Source organism: Marininema mesophilum (genome assembly GCF_900106775.1).
GTDB classification, from domain to species: domain Bacteria; phylum Bacillota; class Bacilli; order Thermoactinomycetales; family DSM-45169; genus Marininema; species Marininema mesophilum.
In genome coordinates this window covers 23,354-37,720 of the sequence record NZ_FNNQ01000010.1, presented here as the reverse complement: position 1 = coordinate 37,720, position 14,367 = coordinate 23,354, and the positions used below count along the sequence as shown (strand labels likewise).

4 protein-coding genes, 1 pseudogene and 1 riboswitch are annotated in these 14,367 nt (G+C 43.9%); all 5 genes and pseudogenes read right to left on the bottom strand.

The window, feature by feature from the left end; translation table 11 throughout:
* Positions 1-11: 11 nt before the first annotated feature.
* The gene (purK, locus tag BLV90_RS10365) at positions 12-1,175 is read right to left on the bottom strand and encodes a 5-(carboxyamino)imidazole ribonucleotide synthase (protein ID WP_091740357.1); all 1,164 of its coding nucleotides are present in this window, start codon (positions 1,173-1,175) and stop codon (positions 12-14) included.
* A complete protein-coding gene (gene purE, locus BLV90_RS10360; RefSeq protein WP_091740354.1) occupies positions 1,175-1,666 on the bottom strand; it encodes a 5-(carboxyamino)imidazole ribonucleotide mutase in 492 nt (163 codons plus the stop codon). Before purE ends, purK begins: the two co-directional genes overlap by 1 nt.
* A gap of 77 nt (positions 1,667-1,743) precedes the next feature.
* Positions 1,744-1,845, bottom strand: a riboswitch (purine riboswitch).
* A 217-nt stretch (positions 1,846-2,062) separates the two neighbouring features.
* Positions 2,063-4,741, bottom strand: coding sequence for an OmpL47-type beta-barrel domain-containing protein (locus BLV90_RS16275; RefSeq protein WP_425433883.1), 2,679 nt, complete (start codon positions 4,739-4,741; stop codon positions 2,063-2,065).
* A 369-nt stretch (positions 4,742-5,110) separates the two neighbouring features.
* Positions 5,111-6,391: pseudogene (locus BLV90_RS10350) on the bottom strand (condensation domain-containing protein); the annotation flags it as partial.
* Positions 6,391-14,202, bottom strand: a complete 7,812-nt coding sequence (locus BLV90_RS10345) for a non-ribosomal peptide synthetase (protein ID WP_143035042.1) — start codon at positions 14,200-14,202, stop codon at positions 6,391-6,393. The pseudogene BLV90_RS10350 and the gene BLV90_RS10345, both read right to left, overlap by 1 nt.
* Between the last annotated feature and the right edge of the window lie 165 nt (positions 14,203-14,367).

Genomic DNA, 14,367 nt, shown 5'->3' with positions numbered 1-14,367 from the left:
TCTTGGCAACTTTATGACAGTAGTTCACAGGATGTTAGGTGTCGCTGTGCTTCCTCCACGGAAGAACCTAGTGCCGTGAGATGTCCCATTTTCCGGCCGACTCGGTTCTCCTCTTTACCATACCAGTGTACTTTTATCTCTGGCGACATGGTTGGCAGTTGTGCCATCAGCTTTTCGGTATGTTGCCCGAGAATATTGATCATCACTGCTGGTGACAACAAACGGGGAGTAGCTAACGGCCAACCACATATCGCTCGTAGGTGTTGTTCAAATTGAGAAACGTTACAGGCATCCAGAGTAAAATGTCCAGAATTATGCGGCCGCGGCGCCAATTCATTGACAAGTAGAGATCCATCCTCCTGCAAAAACATTTCCACCCCAATGACCCCCACTACGCCCAGCTCTTCTGCTACTTTGGTTGCCAAATCCTCTGCGGCTTCTGTTATCGCATCCTGCACAGGGGCGGGAGCTATGGTCATGTGAAGAATATGATCCCGGTGAATATTTTCGACAGGTGGGAAACAGCGTATCTCACCATCTTGTCCTCTAGAAGCGATCACCGATAGTTCCTTTACAAAGGGGATAAATCCTTCAACAATACAGGTTTCCCCCACGCGGATCTCTGCAGCTACCTGTGAAATTTCCCCGTGGTGGCGGATGATTCGTTGCCCTTTACCGTCATACCCACCTGTCACCGTTTTTAAGACACAGGGTAAACCGACCTCCGCTACTGCTCCGGCTAAATCTGCCGCCTTTGTTACTCCTCGATAGGGGGCCACAGGAATGCCTGCATTCATCAGGGCTTGTTTCTCCCGTAGACGATGGCGTGTCGTTTCTAAAAGGGATGCCCCTTGGGGAAGCCATGCCTTCTCTTCAAGCAGGCGAGCGACAGAACCATCTACATTTTCAAACTCGTAGGTGATCACATCACAGAGAGTAGCTAGTCGCCTAGCCATTTCCTGATTCCCAAAGGATGCAATCAGGTGATCATCCGCCACATGGGAGCCCGGGCAATCACTTGCAGGATCTAACGTTACAAAACGCAGACCCATCTTCTTCCCCTCGAGAATCATCATGCGGCCCAATTGCCCACCACCCAGTATTCCCACAGTACTTCCAGGTGGTAAATAGTGACGACTTTTGTTCCGATTGGTATGTTCTATACTTAAGCTCATCACTCATCTAACTCCCCATTCTCCATCACACTTTGCCGGATGGCTTCCCTGCGTGTCCGAAGACGCTCCCTAACTTCGGGGTCCTGTATTCCAAGCATCTCCGCCGCCAGGAGACCCGCATTAATCGCTCCAGCCTTTCCAATCGAGACAGTAGCCACAGGCACCCCGCCTGGCATTTGCACAATCGATAGGAGAGAATCGACACCATTTAATGTAGCCGATTTGATAGGTACTCCGATCACCGGCAGGGTGGTTTTGGATGCTACCATACCGGGTAAATGGGCCGCTCCCCCTGCCCCAGCAACAACTACCCTGATCCCTCGCTCCTCCGCCCCCTCAGCAAAACGAAACATCTCATCAGGAGTACGGTGGGCAGAGACAACTTTTTTCTCATAAGGGATCTCCAATTCCGCTAACACTTCACAAGTTTTTTGCATAGTGGGCCAATCCGATGTACTCCCCATGATGACACTTACCCACGGTTGCTCCATCCTCTCATCCCCTATCGACAGAAATAACCCAGACGGCAAGATAGGAAATCCGCCGCCCGGGCTTGAGATAATTTCCCCGTGCTGAACGAGTTTCCCATAGTCCGGAGATTTAAGGTATCCAGGTAGAGACGCTTAGGCCATATTCCCAAGCATATATGAGAAAGCATTCTCTTCAATTTTTTACGTTGTTTTTGCCTTTATTCAACCTCAGTTTAACAGCATCAACCCAAACCGTCAACGAAAAGGCGAACATTATTTTTTATAGTCAATTTATCGTTCGCTTTTTCCGAAAACACACCAAGGCCCTTTTATGAGATGGTCGTTTTGGACATCTCATAAAAGGGCCTTGGGGAGACACGTTAAGTCAAAAATCCAACCCTGCTCTGAAACTGGAACTTACTTGATCGATTCGCGAATGAGTTTAGCAATTTTAGTGAGATCACTTTTGTCATGATCACCAATTGCCGAAGACGGTAGGTATTTTAAAGTTAACAAGAAAACATCTAGCTGTGTCCTCCCAGCGAATCGATAAGCAGCGGACAATTTATCATGTCCATCTCGTTCTGCTTTTTCAGCCTTTTTCAAAAAAAGATCTGCGATTTTCACTTGTTGAAGCAACAGTTTTTCTGCACTAGCAAGCTTAATATCCGCCACTTGGATAGAACTTTTTAGCTGATCCATCGTAGCCTTTATGACCCTAATCGATTCTTTCTTACTCTCTTCTGTATTACCTGCTTGGTCGGTTGCCCGATACTCCAAGGGATACACTTTTGCTTGAGCCAAGCGAATGGACTTTTCATAAGTTGTCCATGGCTCGTTATCATTCAAGCGGTACTCGATCTTCTCTACACTACTTTTATCATCAGTTGCCTGGAGAGTCACTTCTGCTTGTTGTAAATACTCACCCCGGGACAATTTGTTACCTATGACCTTCATTTCGGTCACAGGGGCTTGATTGTCCACATTTACCTTCGCAAAATCCGTGGAGGAGCGTGGCTTTAACTGAAATTGATCATTAAAGATTGAAGAAAGACCAAGGAGGTGAATCTTCGTACCTTCTGGATAATCCGCATTAAATGCTTCCATCGTGTAACCAGAACGTCCATCTACCCTAACACGAGTCGTTTTGTCATCTGCTACTGCGTTGAATTCAAAGGAGGTTCCCTTCTTCTCGATCCCTCGTACTGTCACGTTTTCCATGCGAACGAGTTGGCCTTGGTTCTCTTCTGAAATGGCGGTAACGGTTTTAGGTTCTGGCACCTTACTAGTGCCAACTTTTTTTATTTGGAGGATATCAGTTAGCTCTTTTTCCCCGTTGTACACAGTAAATTTACCGCTCACCGTTACCTTATCCCCAGGTTCAAATCCAGCTTCAGACTGATAAACATAGATTCCTGCTGTTTCATCCTGTAGATAAAATGCTAGTCCGCCAAATAGTCCAGGCTTTGAAGTTATGGTCCCTTCAACCGTAACGATATCATCTGTCTTCTTTCCTCTTGCTTCTGCAACTGAAATCTTCTCAGGTACACGAGGACCATCATCTGGCAGGGGCTGTACATCTACATCAGCTATGGAAACGCTTTCTGTATTAAGATTACTACCGTTTAGCCGAAGGCGTAGACTTGCCTGACCCGTTACAGCAGGATTGATGGAAACCGTCAGCTCTTTAGCAGCATGGCCCTTTTCATTGGCCGTCAGCGAAAACTTCTCGCTGTATCCATAGCTTGGTGGCCATGTTCCGTCTTCATTTTTGATCTTTGCTACTTGTTGACCACCTGCTAGGTAAATTCCTATTTGTAAGCCGGAAACAGTGGAACCAGCAGCCATGTTGTCTGCAACAGCGCGGATTTTAAACTCTTTTTTATTCGGCAGGGTTTCTTGACGAACCATTCCATACACTGCTGTAGTAGGTGCTTCCTTTGGAGAGCCATAAGAACCCGGTTTAAATGTGGATGGGTCCCACCAGTGATAGCCTTCACTAGGAGGTGCCCATGGTTCAGGCTTTGGTTCTGTCGAAGTAGCTGGGTTCTCAATATCCAATAGAGACGTAGGCTTATCCAATTCTAACTTCTCTATATCACTCAAGCGTGTGTAGTTTTCCTGTTTAGTCAACCAGTTCATCGTATTGATAAGGAGTTTTCCATCATCTACTTCTTTATAACCATCATAGGTTTTTTTCGCTGTTCCAGTCTCTTCACGTAGATACTTTGGTGATGCATCTTCTACAGGGGAAGAGTCCCCGATGAAAGCGGCTTTTCCTTTCCCGACCTTCGCAATAGCAGCATAAGGTCCTTCTTCCATTCCACCACCTTCGTATACCCCTTGGTCCACCGCATTAGGCCATTTCGCATCGGTTTTTGGAAGATAAACAATCCCCTTTGCCTTCTCAGGATCGGCAATGGCAAGGGTAGACCCTGCGTGCATGGCTACACTTTTAACTCCCTCTGTGATCCCAAGGGATTGCTCAGCAGAAACGATCTGATCCGCATTGACATCCCCAAGAGCGTTATAACGAAAACGAACTCCGAAGTTATCTTTAAGCCAATCAGAACTCTCGACACCCTTCATCGTATTGGAATTCTTCTCTGCATCACCCATGCCCTTTGTCGGATCATCGAAGGCACCCCGGCGATAGCCGTTGAATACTTCACTTGCATCCCAACGATTTTTGTTTCGGTCAGCATTGTAGTGATCCCCGATGAAAAAAATACTTCCGCCTTCCTTTACGTACTGTACCATTGCCGCTTGCTCAGATGATTTGTAAGGAATATTTGCTTCTCCAATTACGAAAGCATCGTAAGATTTCAAGTCATCGTAATTCATTTCCGAATTCTTACGTAACTCTTTCACATAAAATCCATCTTCTGCTAACCCATTAGCAAAATCCGAAAATCCACCATCAATGACCCAATCTGCGGCACCAGCTGTTTGACCATGAGTATTGTCAAACAAGATCTTTTTACCCGCGTTATCATTGACTACCTTCGGCTTAATTTCTGGTGCTGGGTCACTAGGACCCTCCGCAAAAACATGGTTTGAAACGGGTACAAATGGAAGCAATAAAGCAACCATCATTAACCATGTATATACACGTCGCATGATACTCCCCCTGAGAGATGTGTTGTACATCAACTTAAAATATACCACGATTGTGGACAAATGTTTTGTTTATTTAAATAATTTTTACAACTAACAAATGATAAATCATCCAGATAAAATTGCACATACCGTTCACCTTTGTCAAAAAAAAAGAAGTCCCCACCAATTCGGAAGACTTCTCTACAAACGCTTCCCTTCATTATACATCAACAACCGATCGATTGCTCAGTATGGCAAGCAATCGATCGGTTGTTTTTTCCTATGCTTTCAAATCTATGCAACTCTATGTTAGAACACCCGGCACCATTGTTCAAAATTAATCAAACCTATCTGCTGATTTCCTTATTCTGTCATTTGTTTTAGCACATGATATAGATGACCTTGAATCCGGTCAATCGTCATTTCATCAAACTGACTTCGATCATACATCAGCTTAAAGGACAATTGCTCTCCTGGTATCACGACAAGGTTTAGTGGATAATTCGTTTGTTCTACACCGTGCACATTCAGAATTTCTAAATCCGAGTCAAGATTACCTTTCTGTGCAGGGTAATTCTCAAAGACATATAACGTATGGAATAAAGGAACTTCCCTTGAAACTTCGCTCCACCCTTGAATTTCAGTCAAGGCGGTATATTCGTATTGTCTTCGCTCGATCTCTTTCTCTTGGATATTCAGTAACCAGTCCACTATCTTGCTATCCTCGGAAACTTGAATACGGGTGGGTAGCGTGTTAATAAAGGGACCAACCATATTCTCTACACCCACTATTTCCGTCGGTCGACCAGAGCTTGTTACACCAAATACGACATCCTGCTCTCCGCTATACTTGCTCAATAAATAGGACCAAACCCCTTGAGTTAGGGTATTTAGGGTAACCTTATTTTTTCGTACCCACACTTGTAACGCTTGCGTTTCTTCTACTGACAACGATTGAACGCTCTCTCCGTATCCCTTATCTGCTGATCGATTCTGTCGTTCTAAGGTGTACGGAGTCGGAGCAGTAAACCCCTGTAGTTCCTCTTTCCAATATTGCTCAGCTTTAAGCTTATCCTGTTTTTTAATCCATTGGATATATTTCTTGTAGGGTGGAGACTTGGGTAAATCCCAAGCCTCCCCTTTCATCATGCTTAGATAAATCGTAAACAATTCCTTAAAGACAAGAGATACGCTCCATCCATCTAATAAAATGTGATGATGTGTCCAAACAATCCTGTATTCCGCTTCAGCTTCTTTAATGACTTTCACCCGCATCAGTTGTGCTTCATCTAACTGAAATCCCTTTTTTCGATCAGATTCCAAGAGAAGTTTTAACCGCTTCTCTCTTTCGTCATGTGAGCATGTACTCCAATCTTCATTATCCATTTCAAACGATGCTTCTCCAAAAACCACTTGCAATGGATGATCGATTTCTTCCCACATAAAGGCTGAACGAAAGATCTCATTCCGGTTAATCACATGTTCCCATGCCTTTTTAAAAATAGCGGTGTCCAGTTTTCCACCAAGCAGGATACTTATTTGTACAATATAAGATGCCGAGTTTTCATCCTCTTGGTCATATATCGAGTGAAATAACATCCCTTCCTGAAGCGGAGACAGCGGATAAATATCTATAATATTACTCATTATTTACCTCGTTTATTTGTCATTTTCGACATTTTAGATAGTAATTTACTCAAGTCTTTTTCGGTCAATTCGGCAGCTGCAAAGTCTGAGACTGTAAAGGCCGCCTCGGTAGCAGAAGAATGAATGAGTATGTCTAGCTGTCTTAGCATACTTTCTGCTACATCTTGAATGGTAGACTTATCAAATTGTTCCCGACTATACATCCAGGTGATCTGTAGCTTTCCATCCGTTATAATCCCCGCCACATCAATCAGATGGGTCTGCTTGGATTCAGGGGCATGGTCTAATTGAACAAACCCTTTCTCTTGGGTAAACATCGCCTCTTGAGAAGTCCCTTGATCAAATTGCCCTAAGTAGTTAAAGCTAATCGATGGTTTCTGTTGGGAACAGAAGATAGCTGCCATATCATGATTCAAGTAACGTAGGATTCCATAATCAATTCCCTTATTCGGGATTTGACGGATTTGCTCTTTTACGGCTTTTAACGCTTCAATCGGAGTATTTGCCCCTTTAATATCTAAATGAACAGGATAAATACTTGTAAACCACCCCACCGTTCTAGACAGATCAACTCCATCTAAAATTTCTTCCCTACCATGCCCTTCTAGGTGTGCCGAAAGTGTAGGATGACCGGTCCAATTGGCAGTAGCCTGCACCAATGCTGTTAACAACACTTCATTGATTTGAGCCTTATGGGTAGTAGGAATCTCATGGAGTAGCGCATCAGTTTCTTTCTCGCCCAATACTACCGTAATCTGTTCGGCAAATATTTCTGAAGTTTGCCCAACTAAATAATCGCTCGGAAGAACCGTCACTTCTTTTTCTAGCTGTTGCTTCCAGTAATCTTGAATCTCTTGCGGGATACCATCCTGGGCGTAAGCGTTTAACTGTTCAGACCACGCTTGAAAGGATGTACTCTTCGCAGGTAAGGATAACGGCTGACCCTCTATTTTTTGACTATAAATCGTTTGTATATCTTCCAGTAGAATCCGCCAAGAAACCCCATCTACTGCTAAGTGATGAATCGCCCAAAATAAACGACCGGAATCATTCGCTCCTTCATCGAAGTAAACCACCCTCATGATAGGACCCTCATGTAAATTCAAGCTCGCCTGAGCATTGTCAATCTCTCTTTGAATCACTCGATTCCACTCTTCTTGTGGTAATCGATCTAATTCTATATGAGTTACGATCGTTTGTTTTGCTACTCCTTCGTTTCTCTGCTTCCATTTTTCATTTGGTAAAAGGTCATATCGTAAACGCAAGGCATCATGATGATTCAGGATACATTGAAGTGTTTCCTCAAGTAACTGGGCATCCATTCGCTCCTTTGTTCTAAAAAACATCGACTGATTCCAATGATGAGGATTTGGATGCTGATGTTCAAAGAACCAATGCTGAATGGGAGTTAATTGAACCTCCCCTGTCACTTCTCCTTGTTCCGCTTGTACTCCCTCGATTTCTCCTGCTACCTGAGCTAATTCTGCAATCGTTTGATATTCAAATAACTGTTTCGGTGTTAATTTCAATCCCGTTTGACTTGCTCGCGATACGATCTGAATACTAAGAATGGAATCTCCACCGATTTCAAAAAAGTTATCATGTATGCCTACCTGGTTTTTACCCAGTATTTGTTTCCAAATCGAGGCCAATATTTGTTCACGTTGATTCCGAGGAGCCACATACTCTTCTTTGATCTCCTGCTTCCCATCTGGAACAGGTAGCGCCTTGTGGTCCACTTTTCCATTGGGAGTCAGTGGGAAGGTATCTATAGCAACAAAGTGTGCAGGAACCATGTAGCTCGGTAATTGTCCTTTCAGATGCTCCCGCCACATTGCAGCACTTCCATCGCCTCTTACATAGGCCACCAGTCGTTTATCCCCTGGCTCATCTTCCCGCACAATGACGATGGCTTCAGTGACGGAAGTATGTGTAAGGAGGGCCGCTTCGATTTCTCCGAGTTCAATCCGGAAACCACGCACTTTTACTTGATGGTCAATTCTCCCTAGATACTCTAAATCCCCATTGGCAAGGTACCTTGCCAAATCCCCTGTCCGGTATAATCGCTTCACCTGCTCTCCAAAACGATGGGAGACGAAACGTTCTGCCGTTAACTCTGGACGATTGAGATAGCCACGCGCCAATCCTTCTCCGCCAATATAAAGCTCTCCAGCTACTCCTATCGGCACCGGCTGCTGATTCGTATCTAACACATACACTTGGAGATCTGGGATCTGCTTCCCAATGTTGCTTCCCAGTACCTGGGACGCCTCTTCATACGTCAGTGGATAATACGTGACATGGACGGTCGTCTCGGTGATGCCATACATATTGATTAACTGCGGCTGTTCATCACCATATCGCTTAAACCACGGCAATAAGCTCGATGGCTCTAATGCTTCTCCACCAAAAATCACATATCGTAACGCCAAGTGTCCGTTTTCACCTTCGATTTGTTCACTGACCTGTATCAACTGTCGGAAAGCCGTTGGGGTCTGGTTCAAGACGGTCACCTTTTCCTCGATTAACAGCTGATAGAAGTCTTTCGGAGAGCGGCTAATCCAGTACGGTACGACAACCAAACGACCGCCATACAGCAAGGCCCCCCATAATTCCCAAACGGAAAAGTCAAACGCATACGAATGGAAAAGCGTCCATGTATCCTGTTCATTAAACTGATACCAAGGCCTTGTGGCTTGAAAGAGCCGGGTCACATTACGGTGCTCCACCATCACACCCTTCGGATTTCCCGTTGAACCCGAGGTGTAAATGACATACGCCAAATTCTGAGCCGTGACTTCCACCTTAGGGGAAAGAACACTTTCTCGGGCAATACTCTCTTGATCCTGATCCAGATAAATGGTTTTAACCGTCTTCCGTAACTCTTCTTGCTCTTGTATGTGTGCTTGGGTAACGAGTATCTGGATACCAGCATCCTCGACGATATATTGTAGCCGTTTCTCTGGATAAGTCGGATCCAGTGGTACATACGCTCCCCCGGCTTTTAAGATGCCGAGTAACCCCACAACCATGTCTGGGGACCGATCCACACACAACCCCACTAGCGATTCGGTTCCTACTCCCTGCTTCTGGAGGTAATGCGCCAGTTGGTTGGCTCGTTCATTTAATTCACGGTAGGTCAGCTGTTGATCTTCATAGACCACGGCGATGGCTTCTGGACGGCTCATGGCTTGTTCTTCAAATAGCTCATGAATCGTCAGAGCTTGAGGATAGGCTACTGTCGTATCATTCCATTCCACCAACAGCTGCTGCTTCTCTTCTTCTGCCATCAGGTCCAAACTTCCCAGTGCTTTTTCCGAATGGTGGGCGACTTCATGCAACCAGTTTTCAAAGTGCCTCGCCATTCTTTCAATGGTTGCCCGATCAAATAAATCCGTGTTGTACTCAAAGGCAGCCCAAAGCCCCTCCGCTTTCTCCTCCATCACCACGGTCAGATCAAATTTCGCTGTCGATACGTGGTGTTCTGCCAACTCCATACTTAGTTCGGGTAAGTCGGGTACCTTCCATGACGCCATATCTTGTAAGGTAAAGAGCGTCTGGAAAATCGGAGAATAACTGGTGCTACGCTCTGGCTGCACCGCTTCCACTATTTTTTCGAAGGGGATATCTTGGTGCTCGTACGCCTTTAGTGCCTTTTGACGCACTTGCGCTAAGAGGTCTCGAAAGGTCGGGTTGCCGCTTACATCCGCTCGATACACGAGAGTGTTGACGAAAAATCCAATCAGCCCCTCGATTTCTTGATGATTGCGGTTCGCAATTGGGCTCCCCACCAAGATGTCGTCTTGTCCGGTATATCGAGACAAGAATCCTTGATAGGCCGCCAGCAAGGTCATAAATAACGTGGACCCTTCCTCACGACTTACCTCTTTTAACTTCTCTACTAAGTCGAGCGGGAACATGACTTGATGCACGGCCCCTTGGTATGTTTGGGCTACCGGACGCACCCGATTTGTGGGCCATTGCAAGACTGGTAGTTCGCCAGATAGTTCTTCTTGCCAATATTGAAGCTGTGTATCCAGCCCCTCTTCCTCCATCCACTTTCGTTGCCACTGGGCAAAGTCTGCATATTGGATTGGCAATGGAGGAAGCTCTGCAGGGGATTCATCCAGTACGTTTTGATACAGGGTGAGCAATTCCTCGAGGAAAATCCCCATGGACCAGCCGTCTGAGATGATGTGATGCATGGTGCAAAGGAATATCCACTCTTCTTCTTCCATTTGAATGCATTGGGTCCGCATCAAGGGACCCTGAGCCAAGTCAAAGGGGGATTCCGCTTCTTCTTGAATGAGACGGTTCATCTCGGCTTCTCTTTCTTCGATAGGCAGATCTATCAAGTGGATCACCGGCAGCTTCCTTGGCATAAAAGGTTGGATCTGTTGCACCGGCTGACCATCCACTTCACCAATGACTGTACGCAACACTTCGTGCCGCTCAATCAGTGCGTTGAGCCCCTTTTCCAGGCTTTCTATAGACCAATCCCCTTTTAATCGCCATACCCCTGGAATGTTGTAAAGGGCGCTATTGGGCGTAAACCGATCGATGAACCACAGGCGTTGCTGCGCATATGAGAGTGGAACCGGTTCCGTCCGTTCCATCGGCTTCAATGGCGGTAACGTTGCCTTCTCCCCTTGACGCAACTCGTCCAATCGTGTCGCTAACGCCTCAACCGTGGGATAGGCAAATAGCTCCCGGATCGATAGTTCAATCTGAAACGCTTCTTGTAAGCGAGAAGCCACTTGGGTCGCTAATAACGAGTGCCCACCTAATTCAAAGAATGAGTCTTTCGCCCCGATGTTCTCTAGCCCTAGCACCTGTTCCCATACCGAAACCACCAGTTCTTCTAGGGGAGTCCGTGGGGCGATATACTGATCCCCCCCTTGCCTGGTGTCTGGAGTCGGCAAGGCTTTTCGGTCAATTTTTCCATTCGGGGTGAGTGGGAACGCTTTCATCACGACAAAGGAAGCCGGCATCATGTAACTGGGCAGTTGCTCTTTGAGATGGGCTTTCCATTCCGCAACGCTTCCTTCTCCCACGACATAAGCGACTAACCGTTTATCCCCGCGATCATATTCCTGTACCAACACAACCGCTTCTTTGATCGAAGGAATCTCATTTAAAGCCCCTTCGATTTCTCCGAGTTCAATCCGAAAACCACGAATCTTGACCTGATTGTCTATTCTATCTAAGAAATCTATATTTCCATCAGGCAAGTATTTGACCAAATCCCCCGTTTGATACAACCGCTCTCCCGGCATAAACGGATGGGCAATGAAACGATCTGCTGTTAAATCTGGGCGATTTAGATAACCACGTGCAACCCCATCTCCACCAATATATAACTCCCCAGGTACGCCAATCGGAACAGGTTGACGATTTTGATCGAGTATATATACTTCCGTATTGTTTATCGGCTTTCCAATTGGCACAACACCCATATCTTTAACACGATGATCAATAGAGTACCGTGTAGCAAATACAGTTGTTTCTGTAGGTCCATATACATGGATAATCCGATGTTCTCCTAAAAAGTCTAAAGCTTGCTCTACATGTTTATTCGATACTCTTTCTCCACCAAATAAGATTTTTCTAATTCCTTGCAAACCAGAGAGATCTAGATCTACTAATGTATTAAATAAAGCCGTTGTCATAAACGAAATCGTAATTTTTTCATTTCGAATGGTATTTAATAGCTCTTTTGTATTCAGCACAACGTCATGCGACACAAGAACCAAGGTAGCTCCGTTGAATAAAGCTGTATAGATATCAAATATCGAACCATCAAAAGCGTAATTAGAGAGCTGTAGTACACGATCCTGATCATCCACTTCTAGATAACCGTTATTACAGATAGTCTTTACGACATTCTGATGGGTAGTCAAATTACCCTTCGGAATTCCCGTGGAACCTGAGGTGTAGATGACATAAGCTAAATTCTGAGCAGTCACTTCCACCTTAGGAGAAAGAATACTTTCTCGTGCAATACACTCTTGATCCTGATCCAAATAAATGGTATTAACTGTCTTCCGTAACTCTTCTTGCTCTTGTAAGTGTGCTTGGGTGACAAGTATCTGGATACCAGCATCCTCTAAGATATATTGCAGCCTTTTCTCTGGGTAATTCGGATCAAGCGGTACATAGGCTCCCCCGGCTTTTAAGATTCCGAGTAACCCCACAATCATATCTGGTGATCGATCCATACAAATTCCCACCAGTGATTCGGCTCCTACACCTTGCTTCTGAAGGTAGTGCGCCAGCTGGTTGGCACGTTCGTTTAATTTGCGGTAGGTAAGCTGTTGATCTTCATATACCACAGCAGTGGCTTCTGGACAATTCATGGCTTGTCCTTCAAATAGCTCATGAATCGTCAGGGCTTGAGGATATGCTACTGTCGTGTCATTCCAATCCACCAACAGTTGTTTTTGTTCAGATTTATCTAGTAAACAAACTTCGGAAAGTTGAACGTTTGGATTATCAATAGCCGAAGTAATAAAATTCACAAAGTGACTCGCAAACCTAGAGATTGTACTCGATTCAAAAATATCAGTATTATATTCAAAATTTAAACACATGCTACCATCTATTTCTTCTTCAGCAAACAAAGTCAAATCAAACTTCGATATATTTTTTTCTATATATAATGGTTCCATTATTAGTCCATGGAGATCCAATGTATTTGTTGCACTTCCAAGTAAAATAGCTTCTTTTTGCCTAACAGCTCTTTGAAAAACAAAGGAAGTTTGAAAAACAGGTGAATAACTAGAATGCAAATTTGCCTCTAGATCTTGAATCATCAATGGAAAAGGATAGTCACGATGTTTAATACAACTATATACCTCTTCTCGCACAGCCTGATAAACATCTATAAAAGTATCCTCTTTTGAAACTTGAACACCGATAGGAAGAAGGTTGACAAAATAACCTGCAGTAGAAGAGAATTTTTTATTACTCCTACCAGAAACGGGAGTACCTATAATAAACTCATTCTGTCCAGAATAGCGATGTAGAAAAGCAGCATACAGAGAAAATAAACTGATATAAAGTGTGGAATCTTCTTTTTCGGAAAATTCTTTTACTCTATCAATTATTTTCCTATTAATTTTAAAAGGAAGTAAACTCCCTTTATATGAAGGGGTATGAGGTCGACCATGATCTGCCGGTATATCTAAAACTGGAAGTTCACCTAAGAGCTTATCTTTCCAAAAAAGCCTAGATTTCTCTCCTTCTTTACCTGAAAACATTTCCTTTTGTTGATCTACGAAGTCCGAATATTCAAGTTGTATTGGATCTAGATCAACCGTTTTTTCTTCACATAAATATTTATAAAATAACCCCAATTCATCTAATGTAATGGAAAAGGTCCAGCCATCTGTAGATATATGATGAATAATATAAAGTAATATATATTCATCATTAGATAGCTGAAGTAATCTAGTTCTGAAGACAGGTCCTTCCTCTAATTGAAAAGGTCTATGTGTTTCCTCATGAATATATTGTTTTATATAAGAATCATTACTATTTTCCATATTAACCAGTTCAAAATCTAAGATAGGTTCACTGTAAACCTTCTGTACAGGCTCTTTCTCCATAATAAAAATAGATCGATAAATATCATGCCTTTTTGTTACTTCAATTAAGGCCTGCTTAAACTTTGAAACTTCAATTGGACTACGAAGACGCCATGCAAACCGCTCACAATAGAGAGAACTTTCAGGATACAAATAATGATGAGAAAATATGGCTTTTTGCCCTTCCGACAACGGATTTGCCTTCACAAAAGTTTTTTCAGGCAAAGTCAACCCTCCCTGGAGTATATATGAAATGAATGAATTATAGATTTCAATAAATTATTCCTAGTAACATAGTTTGTTTTTGTGTAGTTAGATACGATAGAAAGAATTCTCTATTCAGCAAATATGGCTTCCCACTTCTTCCTTTCAAGCTAATATGTCAGAAAT